The organism is Cryobacterium sp. M15 (assembly GCF_002929675.1).
In the GTDB taxonomy this organism is placed as follows: Bacteria; Actinomycetota; Actinomycetes; order Actinomycetales; family Microbacteriaceae; genus Cryobacterium; species Cryobacterium lyxosi.
Genome location: NZ_PJJW01000040.1, coordinates 271,814 through 289,572, shown reverse-complemented (window position 1 = coordinate 289,572; position 17,759 = coordinate 271,814). Strand labels below are relative to the sequence as shown.

Sequence of the window (17,759 nt, the reverse complement as noted above, 5' to 3'; positions counted from 1 at the left end):
CTAAGGAGTTTATGCGATTCGAGCAAATAAATTGCAAGGGTCTGCATCGACACAGTCAGAAGGACACAGCATCTACTCCTGTGTGGCTGTGTCGTCACCGTCGTCAGATCGTGAAACTCACGCCGTGCATGCCGGAATGGCCGTCGCTAGCTGCGCCCGAGGCGGCGGCGCAGCAGGTCGATGCGCATCTGCAGCTGGGTGACGCTGGCCTGGGCGACGGCCGGGCCGCCGCACAACCGACGAAGTTCGGCATGAATCATTCCGTGGGGTTCATTGGCGAGTTTGGACCACATGCCGACCAGGCTCGACAGCAGTGTGCGCTGTTCCTTGAGCGTGCGATACAGGGGCGGCGGTTCAAGGGGGGCGATCTCACCCGTCACCGGGTCTTTGCGTTTGTCAGATGACCGTTTGGACTGGCGCGACTGGCGTTGCCGCAGCAACTCCGACACTTGTTCCGGTTCGAGCAGGCCAGGGATGCCGATGAAATCAAATTCTTCATCGGTGCCGGGTTCGGCGAGCTCTCCGAACTCGTCACCGTCGAACATGACCATGTCGAAGGTCGCCTGCGAGTCCAGTGCCTGCCAGGTGAAGTCGTCCAGGCCAAGATCATCCGAGGCCTTGTCCTCCTTGTTCGCCGCTGCGACCATGGCATCTTCGGGGTTGTACATGCCGTCATCGCCGTCTTCACGGTTGCTGCGGTCGAGGGCGTGATCGCGTTCCAATTCGAGCGCGTTGGCGAGGCTGAGCAGCCCGGGAACGTTGGGCAGAAAAATGGATGCCGTCTCACCGCGTCGCCGGGCTCGCACGAACCGGCCGATCGCCTGGGCAAAGTACAGCGGGGTTGCCGCACTGGTTGCGTATACGCCGACGGCCAGGCGTGGCACATCCACGCCCTCCGACACCATGCGCACGGCGACCATCCACCGACGGGTGTTCTTGGAGAACTCATCGATGCGGTCGCTCGACTCCTTCTCATCGGAGAGCACGATGGTGACCGGCTCGCCGCAAATGTCCTCGAGAATGACGGCGTAGGCACGTGCGGCGGTCTGGTCGGTGGCAATGACGAGACCACCGGCATCCGGAATGCCGTGCCGCACCTCGGTCAGGCGAGAGTTCGCGGCGCGCAATACCGACGGAATCCATTGCCCGGTGGGCTCGAGCGCGGTGCGCCAGGCCTGGCTGGTGATGTCCTTGGTATTGCCCTCGCCGAGCTTGGCTTCCATTTCATCACCGGCCCTGGTGCGCCACTTCATGTGCCCGGCGTAAACCATGAACATCACCGGGCGAACCACGCCATCGGCGAGGGCGCGCCCATAGCCGTAGGCATAATCGCTCTGCGACATGCGGATGCCGTGCTTGTCCGGCAGGTAACTGACGAAGGGGATCGGTGAAGTATCCGAGCGAAACGGCGTCCCGGTCAGCGAGAGGCGCCTAGTAGCCGGGCCGAAGGCCTCCCGGATCGCGTCGCCCCAGCTCAGGGCGTCTCCCCCGTGGTGAATCTCGTCGAGGATGACAAGGGTGCGACTCGACTCGGTGAGCTGTTTGTGCAAGGCGGCACGAGCGGCTACCTGCGCGTAGGTCACGACGACCCCGTGATAGTGGCTGCCGTAGCTGCGATCGGCGTTCTTGAACATTGGATCAAGACGGATCCCTGCGCGCGCTGCGGCGTCCGCCCACTGATTCTTGAGATGCTCGGTCGGCGCCACTACCGTGATGCGATCAATCGTGCGTCGGGAGCGCAGTTCCGCAGCCAGTCGCAGGGCGAAGGTGGTCTTGCCTGCGCCCGGTGTAGCCGCGGCCAGAAAGTCCCGAGGTTCGTGCACGAAATAGGCTTCCAGAGCTTCAGCCTGCCAGGCACGCAGCTTGCCGGCCGTACCCCAGGCCGCGCGTTCGGGGAATGACGGCGATAGGTGTTCGGCTGCACTTGTTCCCTGCGCGGGACCGAAAACCGATGGAGTATTCACTTCTTACAAATCTACCAAAGCCCACCGACGTTCGCGTTCGCACCGGTCGGTTCGACCCAAGACTGGGAGTTCCGACAGAATGGATCGATGACGAAGCAACAGCATCCATGGTCGCGCTACGTCGCTCTTGGCGATTCGTTCACCGAGGGCATTGGCGATCCTGAACAGCAGAGCCCCGGCGGGCATCGTGGCTGGGCAGATCGGGTTGCCGAGATACTTAGTGACGGTACCGACGATTTCGCCTATGCCAACCTCGCGGTCCGTGGCAAACTTCTCCGGCAGATTGCCGATGAACAGATCGAACCTGCCCTCGCGCTACGACCCGACCTGATCACCATCTCGGCTGGCGGTAACGACGTGATTCGACCAGGGACCGACCCTGATTCCATCGCAACGCGCTTGGACGCGGCGATTTCCCGGCTGACGCACGATGGCGCGACAGTCGTGCTGTTCACCGGCGCGGATGTGGGCTTCTCCCCTGTTTTTCGCAGCATTCGCGGTAAGGTCGCCATCTACAACGAAAACATTCGGGCGATCGCCACCAAGTACGACTGCATCGTGGCCGACATGTGGCAGTTGACCGAGATTCGAGACCCTCGCATGTGGGCTCCGGACCGGCTGCATCTCAACGCTCTCGGACATCACACGGTCGCGCGCATGGTGCTGCAGACCCTCAACGTGACGAGTTCCCTCGCACTGAGCGAACCGGAACCCATGCCGGGCACCACGTGGCGTCAGGCGCGAACGGAAGACTTTGTCTGGGCGCGGGAATACCTTGTGCCCTGGGTCCTGCGCCGGGTGCGCCACCAATCCTCCGGCGACCACGTTCTGCCCAAACGACCAGACGCCGGCCCTTTCACCCTGCCTCCGGTTTGACCGCTTGTGCCGACGCCGTACGTTCCGGATTAGATGAGTCCGGAGGGGGTGAGTCGGGATGGCGCGGCGAGGTCAGCCGGCGGCGAGCTCGCCGGGGTTTCCCATGCGCCAGGCCGGTCCGGGATCCGCGAGGGTGTGCTGCAATTCAAGCGGCACGGTCACCGTAGTCGGCGATGTGGTACCGATCGTGAAGGACACCTCGCCAACCTCGTCGCCGGCCCGGCCGAGTTGCACGTCCTTAGCCGTAGCGGTGCCCGCGATCGGCGAGTCCGACCAGACCAGAACGGATGCCGCCCGCTCGGCGACGATGTCGCTCACGTCACCCCACGGTGTCGTGTAGCTGCCGAACACGGCGCCTTCTTCGGCCAGGACGACCTCGTGAAAGCCAGGCTGGACGCTCTCGATCAGCGCGGCAATCGCAGAATTGAGCTCGGCGTGAGTGTCCCCCCCGAGAACAACACCGACAAGGGTGACCGCGTGGGTGCCGATAGTGAAATCGGTCGAGAACAACAGGCAGGCACCGGCGACATCCGTTGTGCCCGTCTTGATGCCGTCGACGCCATCGCGGCCGAGCATCTTGTTCGTGTTGATAATGGTTCCGATGACCGGCAGGACCGCCGACGGGAGAGCGACGATTTCGGCGAGGGCCGGATGGCCGACGACGAGCTTGCCGATCTCCACCAGGTCGGCCAGGCTGCTCACGCTCGACGCGGAGAGACCGCTCGTATCCGCGATCCTGGTCTGGGTCAGGGTCTTGTCGGCCAGCCAGGTTTTCGCCGCTGCCAGGTAGTTGTCCACCGATCCGTACGCCCACACCGCGAGGGAAGACGCATAGTTGTTGGCCGACGGCAGCAGCATTGCCTCAAAAGCCTCACGTTGCGTGAGCACCATCCCCGAGACGACGGGTGCCACCGAACCGTTCTCGGCGAGCGCGTCGTAGTATCTGTCCACGTCGGCGTCGGTGAAGGTGATGTCGGGTCCGTCCTCGCCTACACCGAGTGGCTTGGCCTCGAGGACGACCAGGGCTGTCACCATTTTTGCAATGCTCGCGATCGGCACCGTGTCTTCCTGGCCGGTCGAGGCCAGAACACCGGGAAAACCGACCGCGCCGATAGCACTCGCGCCGAAGGCCGGCCACGCCGGTGCGGCCGCCGGCTGGGAGAGCGCGTCCGGCTGCAGGATCGACGCGGCGCTACCCGGTACGGGAGCAAGGTTGGTGGCGCCAACGTAGCCGATTCCGCCCAGTACAACGAGGAGAATGCTGAAGACGGCCAGTCTTCGGCGCCGGAGGAGGACACGCCGGGAGGGAGACATTCGTTCAGCCTAACTTCTTCGCGGCGCGCAGCCGGTCCGCCGAGTTCACGAGCGAATTCGCAGGGCGTAGAGCGCAACCGCGCTCGCCGAGGCGACATTGAGCGAGTCGACGCCGTGCAACATGGGAATCGTCACGACCGTGTCGGCGGCAGCCAAAGCGTGTTGACTGAGCCCATCGCCCTCCGCGCCGAGGATGATGGCGAGCCGTTCGGGCGCCGCCTCGGCGAATACGTCGAGAGAGACCGCGTTGTCGGCCAGCGCCAGGGCGGCCAGGTGAAACCCCGCGGCGTGCAACAGCGGGGTGGCCACGCTCCACTCCGGCAGGCGAGTCCACGGTACCTGCAGCACCGTGCCCATGCTCACGCGCACGCTTCGCCGGTAGAGCGGGTCCGCGCAGCGTGGGGTGATCAGCACGGCATCGGCACCGAGCCCGGCAACCGAACGAAAAATGGCGCCGACGTTCGTGTGGTCGACGATGTCTTCAAGGATCACAATGCGGCGGGCACTCGTCAGCAGCGCTTCGACTGGTTCCAGCGCCGGACGGTGCATGGCGGCGAGCGCTCCGCGGTGCAGGTTGTAGCCGGTGAGCTGCTCCAGCACGCCAGGCTCGCCCACGTAAACCGGCACGTCGGGCCAGTCGACCAGCAAACGCGCGGCGTCTGGCATCCACTGTTCCTGAATCAGCAAGGACCGGGGCCGATGCCCGGCGTTCAGGGCCCGCGCGATCACCTTGGGTGACTCAGCGATATACAACCCGCCGGCCGGTTCGAGAACCCGCCGGAGGGCGACATCGGTCAACCGCGAATAGTCGGCGAGACCCGCACTGGACAGGTCGGTAATGCGGGTGATCTGCACGAAGTAGTGCCTTCCGACTCGAGTGACTGACCTCAAGCCTGACAGGTAGGTAGTCAAACAGGAAAACAGACGAGTTTAGAATCAGGTAACGGGTATTTTGATCAGCTCGTCCGCCCATCTCTGCGTGAAGGGAGCACCGATGACAGCCGACTCGGCCCGGCCCACCGAAACGGCGCCTGGCGACGCGCTCGAGCCCACCGGCGTTCCCGATGCCGCCGCTGTGCTCGCCTCGGCGGTCGCCCTCGACTCCGAGCGGGCAGTGGATGCTGTAGCCACCCTGCTGCGCGGCAAACGTGCCGCCGTACTCACCGGTGCCGGCCTCAGCACCGATTCCGGCATTCCGGACTATCGCGGCGCGGGGGCGCCGATCCGCACTCCAATGACCTTTCAGACCTTCGTCGCCGATGAACGATCGCGCAAACGCTACTGGGCTGGCAGCCATTTGGGCTGGCGAGTGTTCCGCCAGGCTGAACCCAACCTCGGGCATCGCTCGCTGGTGCAGTTGGAAAACGCCGGTGCCATCGCCGGCATCATCACCCAGAACGTAGATGGCCTGCATACCCGCGCCGGCTCACTCCATGTCGTCGAACTGCACGGCTCCCTCGACCGGGTGATCTGTCTGGCCTGTGGCCAGGCGTTCGGCCGGGACAGCATCGCTGCCAGGCTCGAAACGGACAATCCCGTGCTCCGCCACCCGGAAAGCATCCGTATAGCTCCCGACGGCGATGCCGACGTGGGAAATATCGATGACTTCGTCGTGCCGAACTGCACGGTGTGCGGGGGCATGCTCAAGCCAAACGTTGTCTTTTTCGGTGAGCTCGTTCCCACGGAAACATTTCTCGAGGCATCCGCTGTGATCCAGGGCGCCGACGCCCTCGTCGTGGCAGGATCTTCGCTGGCCGTCAATTCCGGCATCCGCCTGGTGGAACAGGCTCGCCGGCGCAGGCTGCCCATCGTTGTCATCAACCGCGGCGTCACCAAGGGTGATGGGCGTGCGCTACACAAACTCGAAGCCGGTACCTCCGAAACCCTCGCCGGCTTGACCGAACGACTGCTGGGCTGACCGTTCGTGTTCGCCCGGCGAAGCACCGATCCGACTGGTGAATCACACACTACTGTTTTCTCCATCGTGCGCCACGGCCAGACCGATTGGAATCTGCACCATCGTATTCAAGGTCGCACGGATATCCCGCTCAACACTGCTGGGCGGGCCGAGGCTGTTGCAGCGGCGGCGCGCCTGCGGACCCGACACTGGAATGCGATAGCGACCAGCCCGCTGCTGCGCGCCGCTGAATCGGCCACAATCATTGCCACCGAACTCGGACTGGACGAACCCGTCGTGATTCCCACCCTGACCGAACGTCACCATGGGGCCATCGAGGGGCTCACCTTCACTGAACGCCAGCACCGGTTTCCCGACGGGGTGGCCGTTCCTGGCCTCGAAACCCGCCGCGACGTCGTCGACCGAGTACTCGCAGCGCTGGCGGGATTGGCCGCCGGGCGCGCCGGGCAGTCCGTTCTGATACTGAGCCATGGCGGCATCATTGGTGCGTTGCTGCGTCACCTCACCGACGGCGACCGCCCGCGTCACGGCGAGTTCATTGCCAATGGTTCGGTGCACGATTTTCGATGGGAGAATGATCAGCTATCACTGACCCATTTCGATGCGACGATCCGATCGCCCGGCGATCGTGGTGAGGCTGTCGCGCCGCCGTTGCCCTGACCCTGCGAGGTCTGGCCGTGCGGAGTTGCCGTGTCGGAGACAATGGCACAGTCTCCTGTTCCGGGACGTGAAATGACGAGTCGCGGCGCCCGCTACGCGCTGGGTTTTGTCCCCTCCAACATCCCGAGCAGCGTGCGGGCCGACGCCGCCCAGGTGAACCGAGCGGCCTGCTCGATCGAGAGAGCGGATCGCGCTTCCCACTCCCCCGGTAGCGCGAGGCGACGCACGGCTGCCGCGATTGCGTCAGCACTGCGCGGATCGAAGTACAGCGCGGCAGCTCCGCCGATCTCACGAAAGATCGCAATATCACTGACCACGACGGGAATGCCGAGGCTCATCGCCTCAACCAGGGGAATTCCGAACCCCTCATCGAGTGAGGCGGTCACGAGCGCCGTCGCCGAGCGCACCAGGCGGTGATACTCCTCATCGGTCACCCCATCATGAAAGACCAGCCGGGCTTGCGTTGCCAAACGGGTCAGCCGTGTTCGTTCCGTCGCCGAAACCCGGCTGAGCAGGTGCAGTTCGTGGTCTGGCAGGTCAGCCAGAGCCTTGACCAGCGTGTCGAGGTTCTTGTACGGCATGAACGACCCCATGTAAATCAGGCGAGTCGTTTCCGGGATACTCCGGTGGGTAGGGGCGCCGGGAACGGGGTCGGCAGCGTTCGGCACCACGGTGACCGGCCGCCGGGTGAGGTGATGCTCGTTGATCAGTGAACGGGTGGTTTCGGAAACGGTCACAATGCCGTCGGCTCCGTTCAGCAGCATCCGTTGTGGCCACCAGGAGAGGTGGTAGGCGCGCCAGAGCAACCGGATCAACGGTGGGAGGTCGTGCGGGGGTGTGCGATTGCGGTAATAGATGAGATCGTGCACGGTCAGAAATAACCGGTATTTGCGGCCCCAGGAGCCCATGGTCTGCATGGGGCTGAAGACGACGTCGGGCTGCAGCCGGTTGACCGTGAGGGCGATGAGTGGTTCGAGCAGACTGGTCGGGGCACGCACGAGCTGCCACGGCAGGGCGGGTAGCATCTTCAGCTGGCGGTGGTCACTGATCAGCATGGTGAGCGGATGCAGTCGGCCCAGTTCGGTGGCCAGGCCAGCGGTGTATCGGCTGATGCCGTCGTGGTGATCCAGACGCACGTAGCGGCAGTCGACGACGATTCTCATGCTGGTCGGTCCTCCGCGAGAAATTCACGGATGAACGCGGCGGCCGGTTTCGGCTTCTCGTAGTGGATGAGATGGCCGACCCCGTTGATGACCCGCAGCGTGGCGTTCGGAAACAGCGACTGCAGTCGGTACTGCGCGGTCAGCGGCGTGATGTCGTCTTTGTCGGCCGCGATCAACAGCGTGGGCTGCCGGATGCGCGCAGCGAACTCGCTCACGTCATGACTGACCGAAGCGGCGAACGCCTCCATCACGACTCGACGGTTGGCGAAGACGCTGAAGTAACGGTCGTGCTGGTTGTGAATCCAGCGCCGCAGGCCCGGATCACGCGTCTTGGCCATGCTCACGCTCATGATGCGCACGATGGCTCGGTTCTGCAGCAACGCATAGCCCCAGCGATCCGGCAGGCTCGCAGCCGTCCAGTAGTAGAACACGGCCAGTCGGGTCAGCACACCACGCGGCCCGGACAGTGCGGGCGCGGCGATCGGGTTGACCAGGATGACGTCGTGCGTCACCAGCCCGTCGGCCACGGCCGCAGCGACCACGATCGAGCCGAACGAGTGGCCCAGCACGACCAACCGCCCCGACGGGGCCAACAGCTGGACAAATTCCTGAAGCCAGTCGACGTATGCTGCCAGCGAGTGCACGCCTCCGGGCAGCGGCGCTGATCCACCGAAACCGGGCAGGTCGGGTGCCACTATACGCAGGTCAGCCGGGTTTGCGCCGTCGCCCAGCAGTTCGGCCACGACCAGTTGCAGACCGTGGTGATCGCCCCGAAACCCGTGAACGAGTACAAGGGTTGTCGGTGCGTTGGGGTTGCCGTAATCCCAGTACCGCGTGTCTGTGCGCTGATGGTCCGTGCCGGGAACGGATGCGGTGACCTCACGCACGGGGAGGCGCTGTAAAAGCTTGTCGTAGGCAGAAGAAACGATCACCGGCCCTAGTTTAGACGCGACACTTATTCAAGGCTGGACGCGCACCGGGGTGGCCGATCTAGACTCAAGCCATCGAACGCATCGAGAGAGCCCTTTTGCGAGGAAGGAAGGAAAGCCGTGAGCTTTACCGCACCCATTCAGCTGCCCGGTTTGGCCCTCGATCCGCGGTGGTATCGCCGCGCCGTCTTCTATGAGGTGATGGTTCGGTCGTTCGTCGATAGCAATGCCGACGGCTCCGGAGACCTGGCGGGCCTCGTATCGAAGCTCGACTACCTGCAGTGGCTCGGCATCGACGCACTGTGGATTCCACCGTTCTTCAACTCACCGTTGAAAGACGGTGGCTACGACGTGGCCGATTACCGCACGATTTTGCCGGAATTCGGTACCCTCGAGGAATTCAAAGACCTCGTGACCAAAGCGCACGAACGTAATATGCGCATCGTGATCGATTTCCCACTGAACCACACGTCCGACCAGCACGAATGGTTCCAGCAATCCCGTGAGGACCCTGAAGGGCCCTACGGAGATTTCTACGTTTGGAGCGACACTGACGAGCGGTACCCCAACATTCGCATCATCTTCACTGACACCGAGGAATCGAACTGGGCCTTCGACCCAGTGCGTCGACAGTTCTTCTTCCACCGGTTCTTCTCACACCAGCCCGACCTCAATTTTGAGAACCCGGCCGTGCAGGAAGCAATTTTTGATGTCATACGGTTCTGGCTCGATCTTGGTGTCGATGGCTTTCGCCTGGATGCGATTCCGTACCTGTTCGAGTCCGAAGAGGGCAACGGTGAGGGCGAGCCGCCCACCCACGAGTTCGTCAAACGGCTGCGTGCCCTGGTCGATCGGGAATATCCCGGCCGAGTCATGATCGCCGAAGCCAACCAATGGCCGCGCGAGGTTGCCGCGTTCTTCGGCACCGACGATGAACCGGAATGCCACATGGCCTTCGATTTTCCGGTGATGCCGCGAATCTTTTACTCCCTACGCTCCCAGCAGGCCAACGAACTGGTGCGCGTACTCTCCGAAACGACCGACATTCCTCATGGTGCCGGCTGGGGCGTGTTTCTGCGCAACCACGACGAGCTCACCCTCGAAATGGTCAGCGAGGAATACCGCCAGGCCATGTACGGCTGGTATGCCTACGACCCACGAATGCGCGCCAACATCGGCATTCGCAGACGACTGGCACCCCTACTCGATAACTCCCGAGCGGAACTCGAGCTAGCCCATGCCCTGCTTTTTGCCCTCCCGGGGAGCCCGTTTCTGTACTACGGCGACGAGATCGGCATGGGCGACAATATCTGGTTGCCCGACCGGGATAGCTCCCGTACCCCGATGCAATGGACCCCTGATCGCAATGCCGGTTTCTCCGATGCCGACCCCGGCAAGCTATTCCTACCAATCGTGCAGTCTCTCGTCTACAACTTCACGCAGACCAATGTGGAGTCACAACTCGCCCAATCCGGTTCGCTTTTGCACTGGATTCGCAATGTGATCCACGTGCGCAAGGCGCATCCAACCTTCGGACTTGGCGCGATCCGCGTGCTCACGACCAACCACGAATCCGTACTCGTATTCATCCGCAACTATGCGGGCTCCGGTTCTATGTTCGGCGACCAGCCGGAAACCGTGATGTGCGTGTTCAGTTTCTCGCACAACCCGGTCGCGTTCACGATCGATGATGTCGACATGGCCGGGACGCGGCTGTACGACTTATTCGGCGGCGCAGTCTTTCCCAGTTTCAATGAAGAAGGCTCACTCACCCTTACGCTCGGGGCGCAGAGTTTTTATTGGTTGCACTGCGGCTGACCACGTTGGCCGTTCGCCGGCCCGATCGTGACGAACTCCGGGTGAACGTTCATTGTCGCGATCGTGTGCACAACGTATCCTTGGCGTAGCATGCCATTCAAAGCCTGGAGGCCGGTCGTGGCTACATGGACTAGTACCGAAGACGGTGTCGAGAACGCTGCCCTGTGCGCCCACTTTCTTGAGGCCTTACCCGTGAACGGCGCCGCCGTCTCGGTTTTCGTCGGTGCGGTACCCGAGGCGGTCGTCTGTGCCACCGATCGCCTCGCCGCTCGGCTCGACGAACTGCAGTTCGATCTCGGCGAGGGACCGCGTTGGGAAGCGGCCCGTACGCGACTTCCCGTGTTGGAACCTCGGGTACAAGAGGTAGAGCATCCGTTGTGGCCGGTCTTCCACATGGCCCTGATGGACACGACGGTCAAAGCGCTCTACGTCTTCCCGCTTACTCTCGGCGCGCTCAATGTCGGTATCGTCGAGCTATACAGCACAACCACGGGAGCACTTGATCGCACGGACCGCGCAAAAGCTTTGGTACTGGCCAACGAGGCCGCCTGGAATCTGCTCGACCATCTGCTTCAAGTGCAGGAGGCCGCTACCGACGAAACATCGTTGACGTCTCAAGCCTCCGCGGAGTCCCCACTGTCACGCCGGGAAATTCATCAGGCTACCGGGATGGTGTTGGTGCAGATGAACGTCACACCGACGGATGCCCTGCTGCTACTGCGCGCGCACGCCTTTTCCCACGGCAAAACAGTGCGCGCCATTGCAGGCGACGTGGTTGCACGGCGCCTGCAATTCAGCCCGGAAGCTGAAGGCCTGTGAAATACGCCGCTGCAAATTGATTCGACGTAAATCGACTCGGACACATTCACTCGGTATAGCTGACATATTGTCAGTAAAAGTTCTAGAATCCTTCCATGATCACCATGGCTCGCGCCTCACTGGTGAGCGCCGCCTTCATAAAGTTGACGGACACTCTCGTGGGCGAATATGACGTTCTCGACGTACTCCATACCCTGGTTGAGTCGTGCGTCGAAGTGCTCGACGCCACCGCGGCTGGTCTGCTGTTGGCAGACCCGAGTGGAGAATTACAGGTCGTGGCTTCGACGAGCGAAGAGAGCTACCTCGTGGAGGTTCTGCAACAGCAGGCTGGCGCGGGTCCGTGTGTGGACTGCTATCTCACCGGCACAGTCGTCACTCTGGGCGACATCGCAGCATGTCAGGACACCTACCCAGACTTTGCAGCCGCCGCGTTGTCTCAGGGATTTCACTCAGTGCACGCCATTCCAATGCGGGTGCACCATCGGACAATCGGTGCGCTCAACCTCTTTCGCTCTGACACCGGTGACGTCACCCCCGAAGACGCCGCGATCGGCCGGGCCCTGGCCGATGTCGCGACTATCAGTATTTTGCAGGAACGTACCGTGTACGAAGACGCCGTCGTCAATGAACAGTTACAGCGCGCACTGAACAGTCGCATTCTGATCGAACAGGCCAAGGGAGTCATCGCCCAGGTCAGCATGGTCAACATGGACGAAGCCTTCAAACGACTGCGAGCGGATGCTCGGGCGAACAATCACACCATGCGCGAAAGTGCTGAAAACGTCATCAACCGAAGTGTGCACCTCTAATTCCACTCTGGACCCACGTTCCCCGGCATGCCAAAGCAGAGCACCAGCTGGTGCAGCGGAACGTGTCGGCGGTCGCCCCTAGGGTGGAAGTATGAGCACTTGGAGCGATCATCTCGCTGTATTCGACCTTGAAACTACCGGCATCGATGTAGAAACGTGTCGCATCGTGTCGGCCACTGTCGCCGTTATCGACGCCAGCGGTACGGCCGTGGAGCGCATCGATTGGCTGGTCGATCCGGGCATCGAGATTCCGGTCGGCGCCACCAACGTGCACGGAATCACAACAGAGCATGCCGTGGAGCACGGTCGTATGGCAGCCGAGGCTGTGGCCGAGATCGTCGGTGCACTTCGTGGTCACCTGAGCGACGGCCTACCGATTGTGGCCTACAACGCCCCCTACGACCTCACCCTGCTCGACCGCGAAGCCCTGCGCTATGGCATCGCTCCCCTGATCTCTCCCAGCCCGGTCGTCGATCCTCTGGTCATCGACAAAGCCGTCGACAAGTATCGAAAAGGCAAGCGCACCCTCGAGGTCACGAGCGCGTTCTACGGCGTCAGCCTGGAAGATGCGCACGATGCCGGAGCCGATGCGATCGCCGCCGGTCGTGTCGCTCAGGCGATCCACCGGGCGCACGAAGGTGCTCTACCGACCACTCTCGACGAGATGCACGCCCTGCAGGTCACCTGGTATCGCCAACAGGCCGAAAGCTTTCAGGAGTACATGCGGCGCGGCCGCGACCCCGAGTTTCTAGCCGACACCGCCTGGCCCCAGCGTTGATTCGGTCAGCGTTGATTCGGTCAGCGTTGATTCGGTCAGCGTTGCACAGGTAGTCGGTGACCGGGTAGTTGCTGACCAAGTAGTCGGTGGCTGGGTAGTCGGTGACCAGAAAAATTATTTGAGCCGAAATCGCTGAACTGGCCCCGATATTCAACTCGGAGACCTAAAAAAAGCGACCAGCCGAAGCTGGTCGCTTTTTTGTTTCGCGCTAGAGAGTTCGCAAAAAACCTGGTGTTATTTGCCGAAGCCCTTGTAGCGCGAGTTGAACTTCTCGACGCGGCCGGCGGAGTCCATGATGCGCTGTTTGCCCGTGTAGAACGGGTGCGATTCGGAGGAGATTTCCACGTCGATGACCGGGTACGTGGTTCCGTCTTCCCACTCGATGGTCTTCTTGCTCGAGACCGTCGACCGGGTCAGGAAGGTCGCACCAGAGGCGAGGTCGCGGAACACGACGGCAGAGTATTCGGGATGAATGTCAGACTTCATGAAGATTTCCTTTTGCACTTCTGGTGAACAGACTTGTAACTGGTCACAGTGCTGTTCGATTGTTGGGCACCGCTCGACGCATACTCAGAGGACGACGACAAGCTGGTTGGCCTGATGGCCAGCCCCTTACTTTAGCAGACCTTGCTTTCACTAAGAGAGCCTGGGAGTTGAAGTCGTCGTGTCGCGGCGTTCTGTTTAGACAGCGCGCGCCGCGAAGCGGCCGTCGGTCTCGATGAGTTCGATATTCAGGCCGAACGTTTCGCTCAGAGCCGTCTCGGTGAGTGCGGTGCCGATTGGCCCGGCCGAGACGATCTTGCCGCCGGACAGAAGTAGCACGTGGGTGAATCCAAGTGGAATCTCTTCAACGTGGTGGGTGACCATGATGATGGCCGGCGAGTTGGGTTCCTGAGCGAAGCCGCTGAGAAGCTGCAAAAGCGATTCCCGTGCGCCGAGGTCGAGGCTCGCAGCAGGCTCGTCGAGTAAGAGAATTTCCGGGTCGGTCATGACGGAGCGGGCGATCTGAACCCGCTTCTGTTCTCCATCGCTCAGGGTGCCAAATTCGCGCTCGGCAAGATGATCGAGATTCCATTCCTGCAATACGCGCTGGGCGCGTCGTTCATCGATGGTCTCGTATTCTTCATTCCACCGGCCTGTTACCGAATAGGCCGCAGTCATGACTACGTCGAGTACCTTCTCTTTGGCGGGAACTTTCCGTGCCATGGCCGTCGAGGCAAACCCGATTCGGGGCCGCAGCTCAAAGACATCCGTTCCACCCAGCGTCTCATCGAGCACCTCGGCCTGACCGGCCGACGGATGCATGAAAGCTGCGGCAATCTGTAACAGCGTGGTCTTGCCAGCCCCGTTCGGGCCGAGGATGACCCACCGCTGGTCGTCGTCGACACTCCAATTCACTGAGTCGAGGATGGTAGTGCCACCCCGGACGACCGAGACGTCGGTGAAATGCAAAACGTTGACCATATAGCCATGCTATCGGGCGGCGCCGACGCACAAATACGCCGGGCTCGACCTAAGACTGAGACCGGCACCACCGACGGCTTGGGTCACAGTAGAGACGCATAGATCTCCCGGGTGCGGGTGGCGATTTGGCTCCAGCCGAACTCGTGCTCGGCGCGCAGACGACCAGCGCGTCCCATTTCAGCCGCTCGAGTCGGATCGCTCACCACCTCGGTCAGGATGCGGGCGAGGTCAGCGACGAATTGGTCGGGATTCAACGGGGTGCCCGTGCCGTCGGTGAGCTGCTCAATCGGCACCAGACGTCCGGTTTGACCGTCGGCGACAACTTCGGGAATACCGCCGGTAGCGGTACCGACAACTGCCAACCCACAGGCCATTGCCTCGAGGTTGACAATTCCCAGTGGTTCGTAAATGGACGGGCACACAAAGACGGTGCCGTGCGTGAGAACCGCGGCGAGCTCTGGTTGGGCGAGAAGTCGGTTGATCCAGACGACCCCCGACCGTTCGCGCTGCAACGCCTCGACGCCAGCGGTCACTTCCGCCAGGATTTTTGGAGTGTCCGGCGCACCGGCACACAATACGAGCTGCACCTCTAACGGCAGCAACGCGGCGGCGCGTAACAGGTACGGCAGGCCTTTTTGCCGGGTGATGCGACCAACAAAGACGACAGACGGCCGCTCAGGGTCGATTCCCAGCTCCCGTACGACGTCGGCGTCGAGTCTGGGCTTCCAGCGGTCGAGGTCGATACCGTTGTACACGGTGTGCACTCGGCTCTCATCGAGTGCCGGGTAGCTGCGCAGAATGTCGCGCCGCATGCCGTCGCTGACGGCGATCACGGCATCTGCTGCCTCAAAGGCCGTTTTCTCGATCCAGCTGGAAACGCGGTAGCCGCCACCGAGCTGCTCGGCCTTCCACGGTCGCAGGGGTTCGAGGCTGTGGGCCGTGACGACGTGCGGGATTCCGTGCAGCATCTTCGCGAGGTGGCCGGCCGCATTGGCATACCAGGTGTGCGAGTGCACCAGATCGGCGTCAGCGGCGTCTTGTGCCATCTGCAGGTCAACGCCGAGGGTACCCAGGGTAGCGTTGGCGTTGGCCAGCTGTGCCGGAACGTCATAGGCAAAGGTGCCGGTGTCCGTGCGGGGTGCACCGAAGCAGCGCACCGACACGTCAATATCTTCGCGAAGTGCTCGCACGAGCTCCATCACGTGAACGCCCGCTCCCCCATAAATCTCCGGAGGGTATTCCTTGGTCATCAGATCCACTCGCATGGAGCAAAGGTAGCGCAGCAGAACCCGCCCCACATCCCGCCGTGCAACTCGAGCCGCACGGTTGGCCCTACTCTGTACACATGAAAGCCACGAAAATCTTTGGAATCGTGCTCGCCGGCGGTGAGGGAAAACGGCTGATGCCGCTAACCGAGGACCGGGCCAAGCCAGCGGTCCCCTTTGGGGGGCATTACCGCTTGGTGGATTTCGCCCTGTCCAACCTGATCAATTCGGGCCTCACCCAGGTCGTTGTGCTGACCCAATACAAATCACACAGTCTCGACCGCCACGTCTCCCAGACCTGGCATATGTCCGGTGGATTGTCTAACTCGTACATCGCCTCCGTGCCCGCTCAACAGCGTCTCGGCAAGCGTTGGTTCAGCGGCTCGGCCGATGCGATTTTGCAGAGCCTGAATCTCATTCACGACGAGAAACCCGACATCGTTGTCGTCGTGGGTGCCGACCACGTCTATCGCATGGATTTCAGCCAGATGATCGACGCACACATCGCTTCTGGCCTGTCGGCCACGGTCGCCGCGATTCGCCAGCCTATCGGCTTGGCCGATCAGTTCGGCGTCATTGAAGTGGATACCGCCACCCCTGATCGGATCTCCAATTTTCGTGAGAAGCCCAAGGATGCCGTTGGGCTTGCCGACGCCCCCCACGAGGTGTTCGCCTCGATGGGTAACTACGTCTTCAACACCGACGCCCTGATCGAGGCGGTGCTGCGCGATGGTGAACGTACCGATTCTAGCCACGACATGGGCGGTGACATCATTCCCGATTTTGTCTCCCGCGGCGAAGCCGGTGTATACGATCTACAACGCAATGTGGTACCGGGGTCAACCGATCGCGATCGGTACTACTGGCGCGATGTGGGAACGATCGACTCGTTCTTCGAGGCCCACCAGGATCTTATTTCGGCGCTGCCCGTGTTCAACCTGTACAACCACGAATGGCCGATATTCAGCATGCAGTTGAACTCGCCACCGGCTAAATTCGTGCGCGACGGCAAGGGCGCCCTCGGCACCATGATCGACTCGATTGTGTCGCTGGGTTGCGTCATTTCCGGCGCACACATCGAGCGCAGCGTTCTTGGGCCTTGGACCTCGATCGGGTCGGCCTGCGAAGTCATCGACTCGATCGTGTTTGACCGGGTGCAGATTCGACCCGATGCGATCGTGCGTCGTGCCATTCTCGACAAGGAAGTCATCGTCGAAGCTGGCGCCACGGTCGGTGTCGATCGTGATCGCGACCTCGCGCGCGGTTTCAGTGTGACCGAATCCGGTATCACCGTCGTCGGTAAGGGAGTGTTCGTTACTCCGTGATCCGCGCTACTGCACCACGCTTTCTGGTCGTGCTCGATGCAGACTCGACCCTGATTCAGGATGAGGTGATCGAACTGCTGGCGGATGCCGCCGGCTCGCGAGATCTCGTCGCCAACGTGACCGAGCGCGCCATGCGCGGCGAACTTGATTTCGCCGACAGCCTGCGCGAGCGAGTTTTGACCCTGGCGGGACTGCCCGACACCGTTTTCACCGAGGTGGGGCAGCGCATCCGCCCGACCGAGGGGGTGCAGGAGATGATCGCCGGCATTCATGCTGCCGGCGGCCTCGTCGGCGTCGTCTCCGGCGGCTTTCACGAGTTGCTCGACCCCCTCGCAGCCGATCTCACAGTCGACCATTGGCGGGCGAACCGACTTGAAGTCGCAGCCGGCCGCCTGACCGGGCGGGTGCTCGGACCAATCATCGACGCCGAGGCCAAAGCGGTCGCCCTGCGCGAATGGGCGGCACATGAACGCATCGCCCTGTCGCAGACGGTCGCAATCGGGGATGGCGCCAACGACCTGCGCATGATGGATGCCGCCGGCCTCGCCGTCGCGTTCAACGCCAAACCACAGGTCAAGCGTGAGGCCGACCTCGTGATCGACCGGTGCGACCTCAGCCAGGTGCTGCCGTTGCTCGGCCTGCGCGGCTGACGAGGTC

At 62.3% G+C, this 17,759-nt stretch carries 17 protein-coding genes; 9 read left to right on the top strand and 8 right to left on the bottom strand.

What is annotated here, in order from left to right:
- Positions 1 to 146 precede the first annotated feature (146 nt).
- Positions 147 to 1,964, bottom strand: coding sequence for a DEAD/DEAH box helicase (locus tag CXY83_RS14510; RefSeq protein WP_104198012.1), 1,818 nt, complete (start codon positions 1,962 to 1,964; stop codon positions 147 to 149).
- 87 nt (positions 1,965 to 2,051) lie between these two features.
- Here CXY83_RS14510 and CXY83_RS14505 point away from each other — a divergent pair, with 87 nt between their 5' ends.
- Complete coding sequence (locus CXY83_RS14505; RefSeq protein WP_104198011.1) at positions 2,052 to 2,840, top strand: SGNH/GDSL hydrolase family protein; 789 nt, start codon at positions 2,052 to 2,054, stop codon at positions 2,838 to 2,840.
- Between the two features lie 72 nt (positions 2,841 to 2,912).
- On the opposite strand, the gene CXY83_RS14500 is transcribed toward CXY83_RS14505, so the two are convergent.
- Both CXY83_RS14500 and CXY83_RS14495 read right to left on the bottom strand, forming a co-directional pair.
- Entirely contained in the window at positions 2,913 to 4,154 is a 1,242-nt protein-coding gene (locus CXY83_RS14500) for a D-alanyl-D-alanine carboxypeptidase family protein (RefSeq protein ID WP_104198010.1), read from the bottom strand.
- A gap of 45 nt (positions 4,155 to 4,199) precedes the next feature.
- Positions 4,200 to 5,009 (bottom strand): RNA methyltransferase, encoded by an 810-nt coding sequence (locus CXY83_RS14495; RefSeq protein ID WP_104198009.1) that lies wholly within the window; start codon positions 5,007 to 5,009, stop codon positions 4,200 to 4,202.
- A 139-nt stretch (positions 5,010 to 5,148) separates the two neighbouring features.
- Here CXY83_RS14495 and CXY83_RS14490 point away from each other — a divergent pair, with 139 nt between their 5' ends.
- Positions 5,149 to 6,072, top strand: coding sequence for a Sir2 family NAD-dependent protein deacetylase (locus CXY83_RS14490; RefSeq protein ID WP_104198008.1), 924 nt, complete (start codon positions 5,149 to 5,151; stop codon positions 6,070 to 6,072).
- Between the two features lie 66 nt (positions 6,073 to 6,138).
- Entirely contained in the window at positions 6,139 to 6,732 is a 594-nt protein-coding gene (locus CXY83_RS14485; protein WP_233200964.1) for a histidine phosphatase family protein, read from the top strand.
- A gap of 92 nt (positions 6,733 to 6,824) precedes the next feature.
- Here the strand turns inward: CXY83_RS14485 and CXY83_RS14480 are convergent, their stop codons facing one another.
- Both CXY83_RS14480 and CXY83_RS14475 read right to left on the bottom strand, forming a co-directional pair.
- Positions 6,825 to 7,895, bottom strand: coding sequence for a glycosyltransferase family 1 protein (locus CXY83_RS14480; protein WP_104198006.1), 1,071 nt, complete (start codon positions 7,893 to 7,895; stop codon positions 6,825 to 6,827).
- Positions 7,892 to 8,827, bottom strand: coding sequence for an alpha/beta fold hydrolase (locus CXY83_RS14475; RefSeq protein ID WP_104198005.1), 936 nt, complete (start codon positions 8,825 to 8,827; stop codon positions 7,892 to 7,894). Before CXY83_RS14475 ends, CXY83_RS14480 begins: the two co-directional genes overlap by 4 nt.
- Positions 8,828 to 8,944: 117 nt before the next feature.
- Between CXY83_RS14475 and treS the strand changes: the two genes are divergently transcribed.
- The 4 genes from treS (at position 8,945) to CXY83_RS14455 (ending at position 13,048) form a co-directional block, all read left to right on the top strand.
- Positions 8,945 to 10,642, top strand: a complete 1,698-nt coding sequence (gene treS / locus CXY83_RS14470; RefSeq protein ID WP_104198004.1) for a maltose alpha-D-glucosyltransferase — start codon at positions 8,945 to 8,947, stop codon at positions 10,640 to 10,642.
- Positions 10,643 to 10,759: 117 nt separating this feature from the next.
- Positions 10,760 to 11,461: a GAF and ANTAR domain-containing protein gene (locus CXY83_RS14465; RefSeq protein WP_104198003.1), complete on the top strand. Its 702-nt coding sequence runs from the start codon at positions 10,760 to 10,762 to the stop codon at positions 11,459 to 11,461.
- Between the two features lie 95 nt (positions 11,462 to 11,556).
- Positions 11,557 to 12,270 (top strand): GAF and ANTAR domain-containing protein, encoded by a 714-nt coding sequence (locus CXY83_RS14460; RefSeq protein ID WP_104198002.1) that lies wholly within the window; start codon positions 11,557 to 11,559, stop codon positions 12,268 to 12,270.
- 91 nt (positions 12,271 to 12,361) lie between these two features.
- On the top strand, positions 12,362 to 13,048 hold the full coding sequence (locus tag CXY83_RS14455) for an exonuclease domain-containing protein (RefSeq protein WP_104198001.1): 687 nt from the start codon (positions 12,362 to 12,364) through the stop codon (positions 13,046 to 13,048).
- A gap of 234 nt (positions 13,049 to 13,282) precedes the next feature.
- Here the strand turns inward: CXY83_RS14455 and CXY83_RS14450 are convergent, their stop codons facing one another.
- The 3 genes from CXY83_RS14450 to glgA all read right to left on the bottom strand — a co-directional run bounded on the left by CXY83_RS14450 (position 13,283) and on the right by glgA (position 15,777).
- Positions 13,283 to 13,534, bottom strand: coding sequence for a type B 50S ribosomal protein L31 (locus tag CXY83_RS14450; protein ID WP_104198000.1), 252 nt, complete (start codon positions 13,532 to 13,534; stop codon positions 13,283 to 13,285).
- 195 nt (positions 13,535 to 13,729) lie between these two features.
- Positions 13,730 to 14,512, bottom strand: a complete 783-nt coding sequence (locus tag CXY83_RS14445; protein ID WP_104197999.1) for an ABC transporter ATP-binding protein — start codon at positions 14,510 to 14,512, stop codon at positions 13,730 to 13,732.
- An 83-nt stretch (positions 14,513 to 14,595) separates the two neighbouring features.
- The gene (gene glgA, locus CXY83_RS14440) at positions 14,596 to 15,777 is read right to left on the bottom strand and encodes a glycogen synthase (RefSeq protein ID WP_104197998.1); all 1,182 of its coding nucleotides are present in this window, start codon (positions 15,775 to 15,777) and stop codon (positions 14,596 to 14,598) included.
- An 80-nt stretch (positions 15,778 to 15,857) separates the two neighbouring features.
- Between glgA and CXY83_RS14435 the strand changes: the two genes are divergently transcribed.
- A complete protein-coding gene (locus CXY83_RS14435; protein ID WP_104197997.1) occupies positions 15,858 to 17,102 on the top strand; it encodes a glucose-1-phosphate adenylyltransferase in 1,245 nt (414 codons plus the stop codon).
- Positions 17,099 to 17,752, top strand: coding sequence for a phosphoserine phosphatase SerB (gene serB / locus CXY83_RS14430; protein WP_233200963.1), 654 nt, complete (start codon positions 17,099 to 17,101; stop codon positions 17,750 to 17,752). Before CXY83_RS14435 ends, serB begins: the two co-directional genes overlap by 4 nt.
- Positions 17,753 to 17,759 lie beyond the last annotated feature (7 nt).

Excerpts from the sequence above, each read along its gene's own strand:
- CXY83_RS14505 (WP_104198011.1), top strand. The coding sequence starts at position 2,052 with ATGACGAAGCAACAGCATCCATGGTCGCGCTACGTCGCTCTTGGCGAT.
- CXY83_RS14500 (WP_104198010.1), bottom strand. The coding sequence starts at position 4,154 with ATGTCTCCCTCCCGGCGTGTCCTCCTCCGGCGCCGAAGACTGGCCGTC.
- CXY83_RS14490 (WP_104198008.1), top strand. The coding sequence starts at position 5,149 with ATGACAGCCGACTCGGCCCGGCCCACCGAAACGGCGCCTGGCGACGCG.
- CXY83_RS14480 (WP_104198006.1), bottom strand. The coding sequence starts at position 7,895 with ATGAGAATCGTCGTCGACTGCCGCTACGTGCGTCTGGATCACCACGAC.
- CXY83_RS14460 (WP_104198002.1), top strand. The coding sequence starts at position 11,557 with ATGATCACCATGGCTCGCGCCTCACTGGTGAGCGCCGCCTTCATAAAG.
- CXY83_RS14455 (WP_104198001.1), top strand. The coding sequence starts at position 12,362 with ATGAGCACTTGGAGCGATCATCTCGCTGTATTCGACCTTGAAACTACC.
- CXY83_RS14450 (WP_104198000.1), bottom strand. The coding sequence starts at position 13,534 with ATGAAGTCTGACATTCATCCCGAATACTCTGCCGTCGTGTTCCGCGAC.
- CXY83_RS14445 (WP_104197999.1), bottom strand. The coding sequence starts at position 14,512 with ATGGTCAACGTTTTGCATTTCACCGACGTCTCGGTCGTCCGGGGTGGC.
- glgA (WP_104197998.1), bottom strand. The coding sequence starts at position 15,777 with ATGCGAGTGGATCTGATGACCAAGGAATACCCTCCGGAGATTTATGGG.
- CXY83_RS14435 (WP_104197997.1), top strand. The coding sequence starts at position 15,858 with ATGAAAGCCACGAAAATCTTTGGAATCGTGCTCGCCGGCGGTGAGGGA.